This window comes from Pseudomonas entomophila (assembly GCF_029478665.1).
GTDB lineage: Bacteria > Pseudomonadota > Gammaproteobacteria > Pseudomonadales > Pseudomonadaceae > Aquipseudomonas > Aquipseudomonas entomophila_F.
Window position 1 is genome coordinate 1 of record NZ_JARPQB010000022.1, and the last position, 15,899, is coordinate 15,899.

General features: G+C 64.3%; 17 protein-coding genes. 14 read left to right on the forward strand and 3 right to left on the reverse strand.

The window, feature by feature from the left end:
- Positions 1 to 218 precede the first annotated feature (218 nt).
- Genes P5705_RS12840 through P5705_RS12850 form a run of 3 tightly spaced genes read left to right on the forward strand, consistent with a single transcriptional unit; the run spans position 219 to position 3,781 of the window.
- Entirely contained in the window at positions 219 to 878 is a 660-nt protein-coding gene (locus P5705_RS12840) for a paraquat-inducible protein A (protein WP_277461223.1), read from the forward strand.
- Positions 865 to 1,488, forward strand: a complete 624-nt coding sequence (locus P5705_RS12845; RefSeq protein WP_277461224.1) for a paraquat-inducible protein A — start codon at positions 865 to 867, stop codon at positions 1,486 to 1,488. The genes P5705_RS12840 and P5705_RS12845 overlap by 14 nt, the downstream gene beginning before the upstream one ends.
- A complete protein-coding gene (locus P5705_RS12850; protein ID WP_277461225.1) occupies positions 1,481 to 3,781 on the forward strand; it encodes a PqiB family protein in 2,301 nt (766 codons plus the stop codon). Before P5705_RS12845 ends, P5705_RS12850 begins: the two co-directional genes overlap by 8 nt.
- A gap of 216 nt (positions 3,782 to 3,997) precedes the next feature.
- On the opposite strand, the gene rpsT is transcribed toward P5705_RS12850, so the two are convergent.
- Entirely contained in the window at positions 3,998 to 4,276 is a 279-nt protein-coding gene (gene rpsT, locus P5705_RS12855; RefSeq protein WP_003247625.1) for a 30S ribosomal protein S20, read from the reverse strand.
- 249 nt (positions 4,277 to 4,525) lie between these two features.
- Here rpsT and murJ point away from each other — a divergent pair, with 249 nt between their 5' ends.
- The 6 genes from murJ to ispH all read left to right on the forward strand — a co-directional run bounded on the left by murJ (position 4,526) and on the right by ispH (position 11,862).
- Entirely contained in the window at positions 4,526 to 6,064 is a 1,539-nt protein-coding gene (murJ, locus tag P5705_RS12860; protein ID WP_277461226.1) for a murein biosynthesis integral membrane protein MurJ, read from the forward strand.
- Between the two features lie 119 nt (positions 6,065 to 6,183).
- Complete coding sequence (gene ribF / locus P5705_RS12865) at positions 6,184 to 7,134, forward strand: bifunctional riboflavin kinase/FAD synthetase (protein WP_277461227.1); 951 nt, start codon at positions 6,184 to 6,186, stop codon at positions 7,132 to 7,134.
- On the forward strand, positions 7,131 to 9,962 hold the full coding sequence (ileS, locus tag P5705_RS12870; protein WP_277461228.1) for an isoleucine--tRNA ligase: 2,832 nt from the start codon (positions 7,131 to 7,133) through the stop codon (positions 9,960 to 9,962). Before ribF ends, ileS begins: the two co-directional genes overlap by 4 nt.
- The gene (gene lspA / locus P5705_RS12875; RefSeq protein WP_240066644.1) at positions 9,955 to 10,470 is read left to right on the forward strand and encodes a signal peptidase II; all 516 of its coding nucleotides are present in this window, start codon (positions 9,955 to 9,957) and stop codon (positions 10,468 to 10,470) included. Before ileS ends, lspA begins: the two co-directional genes overlap by 8 nt.
- A complete protein-coding gene (locus P5705_RS12880) occupies positions 10,463 to 10,900 on the forward strand; it encodes an FKBP-type peptidyl-prolyl cis-trans isomerase (RefSeq protein ID WP_011535724.1) in 438 nt (145 codons plus the stop codon). Before lspA ends, P5705_RS12880 begins: the two co-directional genes overlap by 8 nt.
- A 14-nt stretch (positions 10,901 to 10,914) precedes the next feature.
- Entirely contained in the window at positions 10,915 to 11,862 is a 948-nt protein-coding gene (gene ispH / locus P5705_RS12885) for a 4-hydroxy-3-methylbut-2-enyl diphosphate reductase (RefSeq protein ID WP_240066642.1), read from the forward strand.
- Between the two features lies 1 nt (position 11,863).
- Here the strand turns inward: ispH and P5705_RS12890 are convergent, their stop codons facing one another.
- The gene (locus P5705_RS12890; RefSeq protein ID WP_277461229.1) at positions 11,864 to 12,343 is read right to left on the reverse strand and encodes a GspH/FimT family pseudopilin; all 480 of its coding nucleotides are present in this window, start codon (positions 12,341 to 12,343) and stop codon (positions 11,864 to 11,866) included.
- A 109-nt stretch (positions 12,344 to 12,452) separates the two neighbouring features.
- Here P5705_RS12890 and pilV point away from each other — a divergent pair, with 109 nt between their 5' ends.
- Genes pilV through thiO form a run of 5 tightly spaced genes read left to right on the forward strand, consistent with a single transcriptional unit; the run spans position 12,453 to position 15,477 of the window.
- Positions 12,453 to 12,815 (forward strand): type IV pilus modification protein PilV, encoded by a 363-nt coding sequence (pilV, locus tag P5705_RS12895; protein ID WP_277461230.1) that lies wholly within the window; start codon positions 12,453 to 12,455, stop codon positions 12,813 to 12,815.
- Positions 12,812 to 13,459: a PilW family protein gene (locus P5705_RS12900; RefSeq protein ID WP_277461231.1), complete on the forward strand. Its 648-nt coding sequence runs from the start codon at positions 12,812 to 12,814 to the stop codon at positions 13,457 to 13,459. Before pilV ends, P5705_RS12900 begins: the two co-directional genes overlap by 4 nt.
- Complete coding sequence (locus P5705_RS12905; protein WP_277461232.1) at positions 13,456 to 13,926, forward strand: hypothetical protein; 471 nt, start codon at positions 13,456 to 13,458, stop codon at positions 13,924 to 13,926. Before P5705_RS12900 ends, P5705_RS12905 begins: the two co-directional genes overlap by 4 nt.
- Position 13,927: 1 nt before the next feature.
- Entirely contained in the window at positions 13,928 to 14,326 is a 399-nt protein-coding gene (locus P5705_RS12910) for a type IV pilin protein (protein ID WP_277461233.1), read from the forward strand.
- Positions 14,327 to 14,379: 53 nt separating this feature from the next.
- Positions 14,380 to 15,477 (forward strand): glycine oxidase ThiO, encoded by a 1,098-nt coding sequence (thiO, locus tag P5705_RS12915; RefSeq protein ID WP_277461234.1) that lies wholly within the window; start codon positions 14,380 to 14,382, stop codon positions 15,475 to 15,477.
- A 142-nt stretch (positions 15,478 to 15,619) separates the two neighbouring features.
- On the opposite strand, the gene P5705_RS12920 is transcribed toward thiO, so the two are convergent.
- Positions 15,620 to 15,850 carry a PP0621 family protein gene (locus P5705_RS12920; protein WP_240064592.1) on the reverse strand — a complete coding sequence of 77 codons (231 nt, stop codon included), beginning with the start codon at positions 15,848 to 15,850 and terminating at the stop codon, positions 15,620 to 15,622.
- Positions 15,851 to 15,899 lie beyond the last annotated feature (49 nt).

Here is a 15,899-nt window from a genome sequence, read left to right on the forward strand (position 1 = left end):
CCTCGTAGGAGCCGGCCTTGCCGGCGAACACCGGCTATGCCGGCGAACACCGGCTATGCCGGTGCCATCCACCGCGGCGCGCCCTTCGCCGGCAACGCCGGCTCCTACGAATACAGAGGTGTGACCCGAACATGGGCACAGTTCCTCACAAGGGTCGTCTCCCATAATTCGAGTCAGAACACTAGAATAGAGCCGACGCATCCATTCAGAACTTCCTTATGCCCAACCCTTCCGATCCCGAAGCGCTCGCGCAATTACCGCTGGGTGACCTCGTGGCCTGCCACGAGTGCGACCTGCTGATGCGCAAGGCGACGCTACAGAATGACGAGAAGGCCCATTGCCCGCGGTGTGGCTATGAGCTTTACGCTCACCGTCACAATGTCGTCAATCGCAGCCTCGCCCTGGTACTCACAGCCTTGCTGCTCTACGTGCCAGCCAACTTCCTGCCGATCATGCAACTGCACCTGCTGGGCCAGACCTCCGACGACACGGTCTGGAGTGGCGTGCTCGGGCTGTACGACTCGCAAATGCGCGGCATCGCCGTTGTCGTGTTCCTCTGCAGCATGGCCATCCCATTGCTCAAGCTGCTGTGCCAGCTGCTTGTGCTGCTGAGCATCCGCCTGAATATTGGCCGTGGTTACGGCCTGCTGATCTATCGTATCTACCACCACCTGCGCGAGTGGGGGATGCTCGAGGTCTATTTCATGGGCGTGCTGGTGGCCATCGTCAAGCTGGTCGACCTGGCCGAGCTGAGTATCGGTCTTGGCCTGTTCTGCTTCATAAGCCTGTTGTTGGTCCAGGTATGGCTGGAAGTGGTGATGTCACCCCACCAGATCTGGGTAGCGTTGTCCGGGGAGGACGTCCATGCGGGCGATTGATGCGGGTATCCTGATCTGCAACGAGTGCCATGAGCTGAACCGGCGCGAGCCCGACAGCGCATCGCAGACCTGCACCCGCTGCGGCGCCATCGTCCATGCGCGCAGGCCCAACAGTATCGTGCGCACCTGGGCACTGCTGATCACTGCGATGGTGCTCTACATCCCGGCCAACGTGCTGCCGATCATGACCGTCAGCGCCTTGGGCCAGGGCAGCCCCGACACGATCATGTCCGGCGTCATCACCCTGCTCAAGCACGGCATGCTGCCGATCGCCGCGGTGGTGTTCATCGCCAGCATCCTGGTGCCGACGTTCAAGCTGGTGGGCATCGCCCTGCTGCTGTACTCGGTGCAGCGTCACCAGCCGCTGTCGGCGCGCCAGCGCATCCTGATGTACCGCTTCATCGAATTCATCGGCCGCTGGTCCATGCTCGACATCTTCGTCATCGCCATCCTCGTGGCCGTGGTGAATTTCGGTCGCATCGCCAGTGTCGAAGCCAACCTGGGCGCCGTCGCCTTCGCCACCGTGGTGATCCTGACGATGCTCGCCGCCTTAACTTTCGATCCCCGACTGATCTGGGACAACACGGAGTCGGATGACGACCATGAGTGACTTGCCTACGGCTAAAACCCGCCCCGCTTCAAACTGGTCGGCCATCTGGATCCTGCCACTGATTGCCTTGGCCATCGGTGGCTGGCTGGCCTGGCAGGCCTATCGCGACGCCGGCATCGAGATCCAGGTGCGCTTCGAGACCGGTGAGGGCATTGTCGCCAACAAGACCGAAGTCATCTACAAGGGGATGTCGGTGGGCAAGGTCACCGCCCTGGTGCTGGACAACAAGGGCGATAACCGAGGCGTCGTCGCCACCATCGAGATGAGAAAGGAAGCTGGGCCGCACCTGACCACTGGGACGCGGTTCTGGCTGGTGAAGCCGAGTGTCAGCCTGGCCGGTATCTCGGGCCTGGAGACGCTGGTTTCCGGCAACTACATTGCCGTGGATCCGGGGGAGGGCGAGTTGACCAAGCGTTATACCGCGCTTAAGGAGGCGCCCCCTCTGTCTGACGAGGAGCCTGGCCTGCACCTGACCCTGAAGGCTGACCGTCTTGGCTCGCTCAATCGTGACAGCCCAGTCTTCTATAAGCAGATCCAGGTGGGCCGAGTGAAGAGCTACCGGCTCTCCGAGGACCAGAACACGGTGGAGATCAAGGTCTTCATTGTGCCTGCCTATGCGAGCCTGGTGCGCAAGCACACGCGTTTCTGGAATGCCAGCGGGGTCAGTATCGACGCGGACCTTTCCGGTGTGAAAGTGCGTACCGAGTCGCTGTCGAGCATCGTCGCCGGCGGTATTGCCTTCGCCACGCCCGAGAATCGCAAGGACAGTCCGCCGACCGACCCGAGCCTGCCGTTCCGCTTGTACGAGGATTTCGATGCTGCCCAGGCCGGCATTCGCGTGAAGGTCAAGCTCAGTGACTTCGAGGGCCTGCAGAAAGGCCGTACACCGGTTCTCTATAAAGGCATCCAGGTCGGCACGCTGAAGGACCTGAAGATTGAAGGTGACCTCTCCAACGCCACGGCCGAGCTGACCCTGGACCCGTTGGCGGAAGATTATCTGGTCGAAGGGACACAGTTCTGGGTGGTCAAACCGTCCATTTCGCTTGCTGGCATCACGGGCCTTGAGGCGTTGGTGAAGGGCAACTACATCGCCGTTCGCCCGGGCGAGCCCGGTGCCAAGCCCCTGCGCGAGTTCGAGGCGCGCCCCAAAGCGCCGCCTCTGGACTTGAAAGCGCCTGGCCTGCACATGGTGCTGTTCGCCGATACCCTGGGTTCGCTGGAGGTGGGCAGCCCGGTCATGTATCGCCAGGTGCGCGTGGGTAGCGTGCAGAGCTACCAGTTCGCGCGCAACAGCAAGCGGATCCTGATCGGCGTGCACATCGAGAAGGAATACGCCAACCTGGTCAACGGCTCCACGCGTTTCTGGAATGCCAGCGGTATCACCCTCACCGGCGGGCTGTCGGGCATCCAGGTCAAGAGTGAGTCGTTGCAGACCCTCATGGCGGGCGGCATTGCCTTCGACACCCCAAAACCCGACGTGCCGCTCAAGCGCCGTATCCCGCGCTTCCGCCTGCATGAAAACCAGGATGCGGCCAACCGTGCCGGTACTCTGGTTACCATCCGCGTCGAGCGTGCAGATGGGCTCAAGCCCGGCACACCGATCCGCTTCCGCGGCCTCGATGTAGGCAGTGTCGAAAGTGTCGACCTGACGAGCGACCTGCAGGCCGTGTTGCTCAGGGCGCGCATTACACAGTCGGCGGAGCGTATCGCCCGTGCCGGGACGCAATTCTGGGTGGTCAAGCCTGCGTTGGGCCTGGTACGCACCGAGAATCTCGACACATTGGTCGGTGGCCAGTACCTGGAAGTGCTTCCGGCGCTCAAGGACAAGGGGCCGCAGCGTGATTTCATTGCACTTGCCGATGCGCCTGAAGTGAAAGGCGAAGAAGTCGGCCTGCCGCTGACCCTGAGTGCGCCACGGCGTGGCTCGATCAAGCCGGGCGTGCCGGTAACGTATCGCGAGGTCACCGTGGGCAAGGTCGTTGGCTTCGAGCTGGGGCAGACTGCCGACCGGGTACTTATCCACATCCTGATCGAGCCGCGTTATGCAGGCCTGGTGCGCGGTGGCAGTCGATTCTGGAACAGTAGCGGGTTTGGCTTCGACTGGGGCCTGTTCAAGGGCGCCACGGTGCGTACCGAGTCCGTTGAAACGCTGATCGCGGGTGGCATCGCTTTCGCTACCCCGGACGGTGAGCAGATGGGCAACCCGGCGCGCCCGCAGCAGACCTTTGCCTTGTTCGACAAGCCCGAGGATGCGTGGCTGGAGTGGGCGCCGAAGATTCAGATCGGCAAGTGATCAAATGCCTGGCCTTGTACCTGTAGGAGCGGCCTTGTGCCGCGAAAGGGCTGCGAAGCGGCCCCATCGATCGTTGTAACGCCACCCGCTCGCTGGGGCCGCTTTGCGGCCCTTTCGCGGCACAAGGCCGCTCCTACAGGGGAAGGTGTTGGCGGTGACAAATCGCAGGCATAAAAAAACCGACCCTAGGGTCGGTTTTTTCGACAAGAACGTCGCTTAGGCAGCTGCAGCTTCTTTCAGCGCCTTGATGTGGCCATTCAGACGGCCTTTGTGGCGAGCAGCTTTGTTCTTGTGGATGATGCCCTTGTCGGCCATACGGTCGATTACAGGTACAGCCAGAACGTAAGCGGCTTGCGCTTTTTCGGCGTCTTTTGCGTCGATGGCTTTGACTACATTCTTGATGTAGGTGCGGACCATGGAACGCAGGCTGGCGTTGTGGCTGCGACGCTTCTCAGCCTGTTTTGCACGTTTCTTGGCGGAAGGTGTGTTGGCCACCGTCGAGCTCCTCGAAAGACTTTAGGTAAATAGCAAACAAAATAGGCCGCGAATCATGCCGACGAGTCGAACGGATGTCAAGGCCACCTGCAAGGTTCCGCCGAGTGGTGGGTCGATAAGCGGAAAGATTCCTTTCTGCGGCGCGACCTGTAAACTCGGGAATTTTTGGCTCCCCTGCGAAGGCGCGGGAGTATCGCACATTCGGACGCTGTCTGGCAGCGCCCTCTGCCCTTGGCGTGAAACTTTTCGATGAATCTGCTCAAATCCCTGGCCGCAGTCAGCTCGATTACCATGATTTCCCGGGTGCTCGGCTTCGTGCGCGACACCATCCTGGCACGGATTTTCGGTGCCGGCGTCGCCACCGACGCCTTCTTCATCGCCTTCAAACTGCCCAACCTGCTGCGGCGCATCTTCGCCGAGGGTGCCTTTTCCCAGGCGTTCGTGCCCATCCTGGCCGAATACAAGACCCAGCAGGGCGAGGAGGCCACGCGCACCTTCATTGCCTACGTGAGCGGCTTGCTGACCCTGGCCCTGGCCCTGGTCACCGTGATCGGCATCCTCGCCGCCCCCTGGGTGGTCTGGGCCACTGCCCCAGGTTTTGTCGACAGCACCGAAAAGTACGAGCTGACCACCTCGCTGCTGCGGGTGACCTTTCCTTATATATTGCTGATCTCGCTGTCGTCCCTGGCCGGGGCCATCCTCAACACCTGGAACCGCTTCAGCGTGCCGGCCTTCACGCCGACCCTGCTCAACGTGGCGATGATCGCCTTCGCCGTGTTCCTCACCCCCTACTTCGACCCACCCATCATGGCCCTGGGCTGGGGCGTGCTGGCCGGAGGCCTGGCGCAGTTGCTGTACCAGCTGCCGGCACTGAGGAAGATCGGCATGCTCGTGCTGCCGCGCCTGAACCTGCGCGATGCCGGCGTATGGCGGGTGCTCAAGCAGATGCTGCCCGCCATCCTTGGCGTGTCGGTGAGCCAGATCTCGCTGATCATCAACACCATCTTCGCCTCCTTCCTGGTGGCGGGTTCGGTGTCGTGGATGTACTACGCCGACCGCCTGATGGAGCTGCCCTCCGGCGTGCTGGGCGTGGCCCTGGGCACCATCCTGCTGCCCACCTTGGCCAAGACCTACGCCAACAAGGACCGTGAAGAGTACTCGCGCATCCTCGACTGGGGCCTGCGCCTGTGTTTCCTGCTGGTGCTGCCCTGCACCCTGGCCCTGGCGATCCTCGCCGAGCCGCTGACCGTGGCGCTGTTCCAGTACGGCAAGTTCACCGCCTTCGACGCCGCCATGACCCAGCGCGCCCTGATCGCCTACTCGGTGGGCCTGCTGGCGATCATCCTGGTCAAGGTACTGGCACCTGGCTTCTATGCGCAGCAGAATATCCGCACGCCGGTGAGGATCGCGATCTTCACCTTGGTCTGCACCCAACTGTTCAACCTGGCCCTGGTCGGCCCGCTGGCCCACGCCGGCCTGGCCTTGGCGATCAGCCTGGGTGCCTGCCTCAATGCCGGCTTGCTGTTCTGGAAACTGCGCAGCCAGCGGCTGTATCAGCCGCAGCCGGGCTGGACGCTGTTCCTGCTCAAGCTGGTGCTGGCGGTCACCTTGATGTCTGGTGTGCTGCTGCTGGGCATGCATTACCTGCCGGCCTGGGCGCAGGGCGACATGCTGGCCCGTTTCCTGCGCCTGGGCGGCCTGATCGCGGCGGGCGTGGTGACCTACTTCGGCTGCTTGTACCTGTGTGGTTTCCGTCCACGGCATTTCGCCCGCAAGGCGTTGCATTGAGGCGGTAAAAAGGGTCAGGCGTCGGTTTTTCGCATTCCATGCCCCGTGGTGGCGCTGCCGCCTGTCGTCAGCGCCCGGGTGTGGTTATAATCGGCCACTTTATGAGCAAGAAGCGCGTTATGCAGCTGGTTCGAGGTCTTCACAACCTGCGCCCCGAGCACCGGGGCTGTGTCGCCACCATTGGCAACTTCGACGGGGTCCACCGGGGCCACCAGGCGATCCTCGCGCGCCTGCGCGAACGCGGCCAGGCGCTGGGCCTGCCTACCTGCGTGGTGATCTTCGAGCCCCAGCCGCGCGAGTATTTCGCCCCCGACACCGCGCCGGCCCGCCTGGCGCGCCTGCGTGACAAGGTCGAGCTACTGGCCGGCGAAGGTATCGACCGGGTATTGTGCCTGGCCTTCAACCAGCGCCTGAGCAAGCTCAGCGCCTGCGAGTTCGTCGAGCAGATCCTGGTCGACGGCCTGGGCGTGCGTCATCTCGAGGTGGGTGACGATTTTCGCTTCGGCTGTGATCGCGCCGGCGACTTCGGCTTCCTGATCGAGTCCGGCAAGCAACACGGCTTCACCGTCGAGGCCGCCAACACCGTGATCCAGGACGGCCTGCGGGTCAGCAGCACCGAAGTGCGCAAGGCCCTGGCCGATGGCGACTTCGAACTGGCCGAGCACCTGCTGGGTCGCCCCTATCGCATCACCGGCCGGGTACTGCACGGCCAGAAGCTGGCCCGCCAGCTTGGAACACCCACTGCCAACATCCAGCTCAAGCGCCGTCGCGTGCCGCTGTCCGGGGTCTACCTGGCCAGCATCGAGATCGACGGCAAGGCCTGGCCGGGTGTCGGCAACATCGGCGTGCGTCCCACCGTCAGTGGTGACGGGCGCCCCCACCTGGAGATTCATCTCCTGGACTACGCCGGCGACCTGTATGGCCGGCGCCTGACGGTGGAATTCCACCACAAGCTGCGTGAAGAGCAGCGTTTCGCCTCCCTGGAGGCGCTGAAGTCGGCGATCGACGCGGACATCGCCGCCGCACGTGCCCACTGGCACGCTCAACCGCTAACGAAGAGCCTGAAATGACCGACTACAAAGCCACGCTTAACCTTCCGGACACCGCCTTCCCCATGAAGGCCGGCCTGCCTCAGCGCGAACCGCAGATCCTGCAGCGCTGGGACAGCATTGGCCTGTACCGGAAGCTGCGCGAGATTGGCAAGGATCGTCCGAAGTTCGTCCTGCACGACGGCCCGCCCTATGCCAACGGCAAGATCCACATCGGTCATGCGCTGAACAAGATTCTCAAGGACATGATCGTCCGCTCCAAGACCCTGTCCGGCTTCGATGCGCCGTATGTACCGGGCTGGGACTGCCACGGCCTGCCGATCGAGCACAAGGTCGAGGTCACTCATGGCAAGCACCTGACCGCCGACCGCACCCGCGAGCTGTGCCGCGAGTACGCCGCCGAGCAGATCGAAGGGCAGAAGACCGAGTTCATCCGCCTGGGCGTGCTGGGTGACTGGGACAACCCGTACAAGACCATGAACTTCGCCAACGAGGCCGGCGAGATTCGCGCCCTGGCCGAAATGGTCAAGCAAGGCTTCGTGTTCAAGGGCCTGAAGCCTGTGAACTGGTGCTTCGATTGCGGCTCGGCGCTGGCTGAAGCCGAGGTCGAATACGCCGACAAGAAATCCCAGACCATCGACGTTGCCTTCCCGGTTGCTGATGCGGACAAACTGGCTGCCGCCTTCGGCCTGAGCACGCTGGCCAAGCCAGCCGCCATCGTGATCTGGACCACCACCCCGTGGACCATCCCGGCCAACCAGGCGCTGAACATCCACCCGGACTTCAAGTACGCCCTGGTCGACACCGGCGAGCGCCTGCTGGTACTGGCCGAAGAGCTGGTCGAGTCGTGCCTGAAGCGCTACAACCTGGAAGGCTCGGTCATCGCCACCGCTCCGGGTTCGGCGCTGGAACTGATCAACTTCCGCCACCCGTTCTACGACCGCCTGTCGCCGATCTACCTGGCCGAGTACGTCGAACTGGGCGCTGGTACCGGCGTGGTTCACTCCTCGCCAGCCTACGGTGAAGACGACTTCGTCACCTGCAAGCGCTACGGCATGGTCAACGATGACATCCTCACCCCGGTGCAGAGCAACGGCGTGTACGTCGAGTCGCTGCCGTTCTTCGGCGGCCAGTTCATCTGGAAGGCCAACCCGGCCATCGTCGACAAGCTCAGCGAAGTCGGCGCGCTGATGCACACCGAAACCATCAGCCACAGCTACATGCACTGCTGGCGCCACAAGACCCCGCTGATCTACCGCGCCACCGCGCAGTGGTTCGTCGGCATGGACAAGCAGCCTTCCACTGGCGAGCCGCTGCGCGAGCGCGCGCTCAAGGCCATCGAAGAGACCAAGTTCGTTCCGGCCTGGGGCCAGGCGCGCCTGCACTCGATGATCGCCAACCGCCCGGACTGGTGCATCTCGCGTCAGCGCAACTGGGGCGTGCCGATCCCGTTCTTCCTCGACAAGCAGACCGGCGAGCTGCACCCGCGCACCGTCGAGCTGATGGAAGAAGTCGCCAAGCGCGTCGAGCAGGAAGGCATCGAGGCCTGGTTCAAGCTGGACGCCCAGGAACTGCTCGGTGACGAAGCCGGCCAGTACGACAAGATCACCGACACCCTGGACGTGTGGTTCGACTCCGGTACCACTCACTGGCACGTGCTGCGTGGCTCCCACGACATCGGCCACGCCACCGGCCCGCGCGCCGACCTGTACCTGGAAGGCTCCGACCAGCACCGCGGCTGGTTCCACTCCTCCCTGCTGACCGGTTGCGCCATCGACGGCCACGCGCCGTACCGCGAGCTGCTGACCCACGGCTTCACCGTGGACGAGAACGGCCGCAAGATGTCCAAGTCGCTGGGCAACACCATCGAGCCGCAGAAGGTCAACGACACCCTGGGTGCCGACATCATGCGCCTGTGGGTATCGGCCACCGACTACTCTGGCGAGATGGCGGTTTCCGACCAGATCCTGCAGCGCAGTGCCGACGCCTACCGCCGCATTCGCAACACCGCGCGCTTCCTGCTCTCCAACCTGTCCGGCTTCGACCCGGCCCGCGACCTGCTGCCAGCCGAAGACATGCTGGCCCTGGACCGCTGGGCGGTCGACCGCACCCTGCTGCTGCAGCGCGAGCTGGAAGAGCACTATGGCGAGTACCGTTTCTGGAACGTCTACTCGAAGATCCACAACTTCTGCGTGCAGGAGCTGGGCGGCTTCTACCTCGACATCATCAAGGACCGCCAGTACACCACCGGCGCCAACAGTGTCGCCCGCCGTTCCTGCCAGACCGCGTTGTTCCACATCTCCGAGGCGCTGGTGCGCTGGATCGCGCCGATCCTGGCGTTCACCGCCGACGAGCTGTGGCAGTACCTGCCGGGCGAGCGCAACGAATCGGTGATGCTCAATACCTGGTACGAAGGCCTGAGCGAACTGCCGGAAGGCTTCGAGCTGGGTCGCGAGTACTGGGAGCGCATCATGGCCGCCAAGGCTGCGGTCAACAAGGAGCTGGAGAACCAGCGTGCGGCCAAGGCCATCGGTGGCAACCTGCAGGCCGAAGTCACCCTGTTCGCCGACGACGCGCTGAGCGCCGACTTGAGCAAGCTGGGCGACGAACTGCGCTTCGTGCTGATCACCTCGGCCGCCAGCGTCGTACCGTTCGTCCAGGCGCCAGCCGACGCCGTGACAACCGAAGTCGAAGGTCTCAAGCTGAAGGTCGTCAAGTCCGGCCACGCCAAGTGCGGCCGTTGCTGGCACTTCCGCGCCGATGTCGGCAGCCACCCGGAGCATCCGGAAATCTGCGGCCGTTGCGTCGACAACCTGAATGGCTCCGGCGAGGTGCGCCACTATGCCTAATGCTTCCGCGGGGCGCTTCGGGCGCCTTGCCTGGCTCTGGCTGAGCCTGGTGGTCCTGGTCCTCGACCAGGCCACCAAGGTCTACTTCGAGGGCGCGCTGAGCCTGTACCAGCAGATCGTGGTCATCCCCGACTACTTCAGCTGGACCCTGGCCTACAACACCGGCGCGGCGTTCAGCTTCCTCGCCGACAGCTCCGGCTGGCAGCGCTGGCTGTTCGCGGTGATCGCCATTGTGGTCAGCGCCGTGCTGGTGGTCTGGCTCAAGCGCCTGGGGCGCAACGAGACCTGGCTTGCCGTGGCGCTGGCGCTGGTGCTGGGTGGCGCGCTGGGCAACCTGTATGACCGCGTCGTGCTGGGCCACGTGGTCGACTTCATTTTGGTGCACTGGCAGAACCGTCACTACTTCCCGGCCTTCAACCTGGCCGACAGCGCCATTACCGTGGGTGCGGTGATGCTGGCGCTGGACATGTTCAAGAGCAAGAAGTCCGAGGAAGCCGTCCATGACTGAGACCCGTATTGGCCAGAACACCGAAGTCACCTTGCACTTCGCGTTGCACCTGGAAAACGGCGACACCGTCGACAGCACCTTCGACAAGGCCCCGGCCACGTTCAAGGTTGGCGACGGCAACCTGCTGCCGGGCTTCGAGAGCGCCCTGTTCGGCTTCAAGGCCGGTGACCAGCGCAAGCTGACCATCGCCCCGGAGAACGCCTTCGGCCAGCACAACCCGCAGAACGTGCAGGTGATGCCGCGCTCGCAGTTCGAAGGCATGGAGCTGTCCGAAGGGCTGCTGGTGATCTTCAACGACGCCGCCAACACCGAGCTGCCAGGCGTGGTGAAGGTGTTCGACGACAACCAGGTGACCATCGACTTCAACCATCCACTGGCTGGCAAGACCCTGAACTTCGAGGTGCAGATCCTCGACGTGAAGGCCTTGTGAGCCGGGAGCCGAGCATGCAAATCAAACTCGCCAACCCGCGCGGCTTCTGCGCGGGGGTCGACCGGGCGATCGAGATCGTCAACCGCGCCCTGGAAGTCTTCGGCCCGCCGATCTACGTGCGCCACGAAGTGGTGCACAACAAGTTCGTGGTCGAAGACCTGCGCAACCGTGGCGCGGTGTTCGTCGAAGAGCTGGACCAGGTGCCGGACGACGTCATTGTCATCTTCAGCGCCCATGGTGTGTCGCAAGCCGTGCGCCAGGAAGCCGCCGGCCGTGGCCTGAAAGTGTTCGACGCCACCTGCCCGCTGGTGACCAAGGTGCACATCGAGGTTGCCAAGTACAGCCGCGACGGCCGTGAGTGCATCCTCATCGGCCACGCCGGGCACCCGGAGGTCGAGGGCACCATGGGCCAGTACGACGCCAGCAATGGCGGCAGCATCTACCTCGTCGAGGACGAGAAGGACGTCGCCGCCCTGCAGGTGCGCAACCCCGACCACCTGGCCTTCGTCACCCAGACCACCCTGTCGATGGATGACACCAGCCGGGTGATCGACGCCCTGCGCGAACGCTTCCCGAACATCGGTGGCCCGCGCAAGGACGATATCTGCTACGCCACGCAAAACCGCCAGGACGCCGTCAAGCAACTGGCCGACGAGTGCGACGTGGTGCTGGTGGTCGGCAGCCCCAACAGCTCCAACTCCAACCGCCTGCGCGAGCTGGCCGAGCGCATGAGCACGCCGGCCTACCTGATCGACGGCGCCGAGGACCTGCAACGCAGCTGGTTCGATGGCGTCCAGCGGATCGGCATCACCGCCGGGGCCTCCGCCCCCGAGGTGCTGGTGCGCGGCGTGATCGACCAGCTCAAGGCCTGGGGCGCGACCGGCGCCGAAGAGCTCGATGGGCGCGAGGAGAACATCACCTTCTCCATGCCCAAGGAGCTGCGGGTGCGCTCGCTGATCTGACTCAGGGGCCTGTGCAGCGGCGGCCCTCGTCGCTGCGCAGGCTGACCCTGCCACTGGGGCTGAGCACCACCTGGTGGTGGCTGAGCAGGGTGGCACGCTGGCAGATGTCCAGCGTGGTACCACCGAACCCTTCCCCTAGCGGTGCGCCGCGCCTGCTGAACCTCACCTCCCTGGCTGAACTCGCGGATATCCTCAGTGACCGTGCCAGCCGATGCTCGCGCAGCAGTTGCTCGTTGTGCGCCAGCGACACACGCCAACCCTTGCTCCAGTCGCCTTCCAATGGTCTGACCCGCACCACCTGTTGTCGCAACATGGCGTGGTTGCGAGCGGAACGTAGCGCTTGTGCCAGCTCCCGGGCCGTGGCCGCTTGATGAAGTGTTTCGCTGAAAGTCCTGTAGGCCGACGTACCGAGATGCATCAGAAGGCCAGCCACCGCCAGTGCGCACATCATTTGTATCAGTGTTACTCCCTGTTGCCTCACCGTGCATTCCTCCCTGGACCTGCTTCGCTGAAGCTTCCGGCTGCATGGCCGAGGGCGCCAGTCAGCCGGTTCAGGCAAATGGCGAGGAAAGCTCCCGGGAGGGCAGGGAATGCAGGTGGGGGAAGCGGGCATGACACTGTTGGAGGTGTTGCTGGCGATGGCCGTGCTGGCGCTGGGGGTATTTGCGTCAGCCGCCTTGCAACTGCGCAGCCTGCAGGTAAGCGATAGCGCGCACCTCGATGGCCAGGCCGTGCGGCTTGCCCAGAACATGCTGGAGCGGGCGAGGGCTGTCGGTTCGCTGACGGCGGGTGAAGAAGCCGCCTGGCGGTCCCAGGTGGTGGTCGTGCTGGGCCCGTCGGCCGAAGGGCGGGTGAGCCGGGCGGCGGGCGAACTGTCGCTGGAGCTTGAATGGTCGGCACCCGGTGACGCACAGCGTCCCTCGCTGAGCCTGCAGGGCAAGGTGTCGCCATGAGAAGGCGCCAGGACGGGCTCGGCCTGATCGAGGCCTTGCTGGCCCTTGCACTGGGGCTGCTGTTGCTGGCGGTGGCAGGCCAACTGTTCGGATCCGCCCACCAGGCTTGGCAGCTGCAAGGTGTGAAGGCGCGTCTGCAGGATGATGCCCGGCTTGTCCTGCAGCGCCTGTCGGAGGATGTCCGTATGGCGGGTATGTTTGGCTGCTTGCGTCTGGACCCCGAGGACTTTGCCGACCCGCATACCGCCAGGGCTTTTGCCAGGCCAATCGAGATCACCGGTGACAGCCTGACGCTGGTGGGAGCCGAGCTGCCCGGTGTGCTCGGGGTTGCGGACTGGACCGTGCTGACCGACTGCCGCACCTGGGCCAGGGTCGAGGCCGGGCCGCATGCAGCAGGCCCGCAGGTCCTTGCGATACCCATTCGCCGAGTGGGCTATCGCCTGCGCAATGGCAGCCTGATGCTCACCACCAACGCCCAGCATGTCAGCCTGATCGACAACGTGCGGGCGTTCGAGGTGAGCGAAGTCGAAGCCGGTGAGGGGCTGCGTGTGGATATCCGGCTGATCCTGCACGATAGGCGGCACAGGCTGGAACAGCGCCATGAAATGAGTGTGGCCGTACGCAATCCGTGGAGCGGTGCATGAGTGGGCAGCGAGGTGTGGTCCTGTTGACGGCGCTGACCTTGAGCCTGTTGCTAGGGCTGCTCAGCGCCATGGCGCTGCAGGAGGCGTTGTTGCAGCAGCGCCTGGCGGGCGAACAGCGGGGTACGGCGCGGGCCTTCGAGCAGGCAGAAGCGAGCCTGGTCGAAGGGGCCTTGTTGCTGCTCGATGTACCTCCGGCCTTGTGCCAGGCTTGTCTTCCACCGGGTTTGCCCGCGGGCGAGCCTGGCCGGCCTTGGTTGCGTACAGCGAGCGGGTTCGTGCTGTTGCAGGCGCTGGGGGAGAGTACGCGCGCAGCCGGGAGGCCCCAGGCGGAGGGGGTCACCCTGTTCCGGGTAACGGCCTTCAGCCGACAATCACGGGGCCGGCAGTTCCTCGAGGCGGTATATGCCGTGGACGGCCGCTTGCTCTCGGGGCGGGTCAGCTGGCGCCAACGCCTTGCGGAGCATTGAGATGCAGCGCGGCCTTGGTCTGATCGAATTATTGATTGTCGTGGCGCTGACCGGCATGCTGGCAGCCATTGCCTACCCCAGTTACAGCGACCAGCTTCGGCGCGCCGCGCGCATCGAGGTGGTCGGCCTGCTGCAGGACGCGGCCTTGCGCCTGGAACAGCACCGTGCGCGCGTTGGTGAGTACGCTGACAACGAGCAGTTGACCACGCCGCTGCCGGCCGGCAATCGCTATTACCGGCTCCAGGTCCGGCGCGACAGCGAAGCGTTCGTGTTTCTCGCCATTCGCCTGCCGGATGCCCTGATGGCGCACGACCGATGCGGTGACTTCCAGCTTGAGCACACGGGCGTGCGCGGTAATCCGGGCGGCAGCGAAGAGGCTGTGGCTTGCTGGGGAAGCTGAAGATCAGAAGGTGCCCGCGCACCGTGGAATTACTTCAGGTGTTGGATCGAACGATGAGCAAGCAAGTAGTGATTGTCGGCGGCGGTGTCATTGGCCTGCTGACGGCGTTCAACCTGGCGGCCGAGGTCGACCGGGTGGTGGTGTGCGACCAGGGCGAAGTGGGCCGGGAGTCGTCCTGGGCCGGTGGTGGCATCGTCTCGCCCCTGTATCCGTGGCGCTACAGCCCGGCGGTGACCGCGCTGGCGCACTGGTCGCAGGACTTTTATCCACAGCTGGGCGAGCGCCTGTTCGCCAGCACCGGGGTCGACCCCGAAGTACACACCACTGGGCTCTACTGGCTGGACCTGGACGATGAAGCCGAGGCGCTGGCCTGGGCTGCCCGGGAACAGCGGCCGTTGAGTGCGGTGGATATTTCGGCGGCCTACGATGCGGTACCAGTGCTTGGGCCGGGCTACCGGCACGCGATCTACATGGCGGGGGTGGCCAATGTGCGTAACCCGCGCCTGGTCAAGTCGCTCAAGGCCGCGCTGCAGGCGCTACCCAACGTCACCCTGCGCGAGCACTGCCAGGTCACCGGTTTCGAGCGCAATGGCGGGCGTGTCACCGGCGTACGGACCGATGATGGCGTGCTGGCCGCCGATGAGGTGGTGCTCAGTGCTGGCGCCTGGAGTGGCGATCTGCTGAAAACGCTGGGGTTGGAACTGCCGGTCGAGCCGGTGAAGGGCCAGATGATCCTGTTCAAGTGCGCCGAGGACTTCCTCCCCAGCATGGTCCTGGCCAAGGGGCGCTACGCGATCCCGCGCCGTGATGGGCACATCCTGGTGGGCAGCACCCTGGAGCACGCCGGATATGACAAGACCCCGACCGAGGATGCACTGGAGAGCCTGAAGGCGTCGGCCATCGAGCTGTTGCCGGCATTGGCCGATGCCGAGGTTGTCGGGCACTGGGCGGGTTTGCGGCCGGGGTCGCCTGAAGGTATCCCGTATATCGGCGCGGTGCCGGGGCATCAAGGGCTGTGGTTGAACTGCGGCCATTACCGCAACGGCCTGGTGCTGGCGCCGGCATCGTGCCAGCTGTTCGGCGATCTGCTGCTTGGGCGCGAGCCGATCATTGACCCGGCCCCCTATTCGCCAGAGGGGCGGTTGCTTTGAGCTGTTGAAGTTCTGGCTCGATGCGCACTTTGTAGGAGCCGGAGCCGGAAAACCTGGCAACGCGGTACATGGCACCGGCTTTGCCGGTGTTCGCCAGCAAGGCTGGCTCCTACAGGTTGCGGTAAGGTTAGCCTTGGATTGCTCAGCGTTGCTGGCCTGGCCCCTGCTGCAAATGCTGTTGGCTGCAATACCATTCCTTGCCCTGCTGCAACGCCCGGTCGTTGGGCAGGTGCACGCCGCAATGGGCGCAGCGCACCATCTTCAGCGGGTCCTCCAGCCGTGGTTCGGCGGGGGACTGCTGGCTGGTCTTGAACTTGCGCCACAGCCAGAACGCGGCGGCGATCAGGGCGATCCAGAAAAGTAGGCGAACCATGGTGTCCAGCTTGTCGAGAAAAGAAGCCGACAGTCTAGGACGCAGACAA

Bases quoted from the DNA above. Each gene is read 5' to 3' on its own strand.
- P5705_RS12900 (WP_277461231.1), top strand. From the start codon at position 12,812: ATGAGAAGGCGCCAGGACGGGCTCGGCCTGATCGAGGCCTTGCTGGCC.
- ispH (WP_240066642.1), top strand. From the start codon at position 10,915: ATGCAAATCAAACTCGCCAACCCGCGCGGCTTCTGCGCGGGGGTCGAC.
- P5705_RS12880 (WP_011535724.1), top strand. From the start codon at position 10,463: ATGACTGAGACCCGTATTGGCCAGAACACCGAAGTCACCTTGCACTTC.
- P5705_RS12905 (WP_277461232.1), top strand. From the start codon at position 13,456: ATGAGTGGGCAGCGAGGTGTGGTCCTGTTGACGGCGCTGACCTTGAGC.
- P5705_RS12920 (WP_240064592.1), bottom strand. From the start codon at position 15,850: ATGGTTCGCCTACTTTTCTGGATCGCCCTGATCGCCGCCGCGTTCTGG.
- P5705_RS12845 (WP_277461224.1), top strand. From the start codon at position 865: ATGCGGGCGATTGATGCGGGTATCCTGATCTGCAACGAGTGCCATGAG.
- lspA (WP_240066644.1), top strand. From the start codon at position 9,955: ATGCCTAATGCTTCCGCGGGGCGCTTCGGGCGCCTTGCCTGGCTCTGG.
- P5705_RS12910 (WP_277461233.1), top strand. From the start codon at position 13,928: ATGCAGCGCGGCCTTGGTCTGATCGAATTATTGATTGTCGTGGCGCTG.
- ribF (WP_277461227.1), top strand. From the start codon at position 6,184: ATGCAGCTGGTTCGAGGTCTTCACAACCTGCGCCCCGAGCACCGGGGC.
- thiO (WP_277461234.1), top strand. From the start codon at position 14,380: ATGAGCAAGCAAGTAGTGATTGTCGGCGGCGGTGTCATTGGCCTGCTG.
- P5705_RS12840 (WP_277461223.1), top strand. From the start codon at position 219: ATGCCCAACCCTTCCGATCCCGAAGCGCTCGCGCAATTACCGCTGGGT.
- ileS (WP_277461228.1), top strand. From the start codon at position 7,131: ATGACCGACTACAAAGCCACGCTTAACCTTCCGGACACCGCCTTCCCC.
- murJ (WP_277461226.1), top strand. From the start codon at position 4,526: ATGAATCTGCTCAAATCCCTGGCCGCAGTCAGCTCGATTACCATGATT.
- pilV (WP_277461230.1), top strand. From the start codon at position 12,453: ATGCAGGTGGGGGAAGCGGGCATGACACTGTTGGAGGTGTTGCTGGCG.
- P5705_RS12850 (WP_277461225.1), top strand. From the start codon at position 1,481: ATGAGTGACTTGCCTACGGCTAAAACCCGCCCCGCTTCAAACTGGTCG.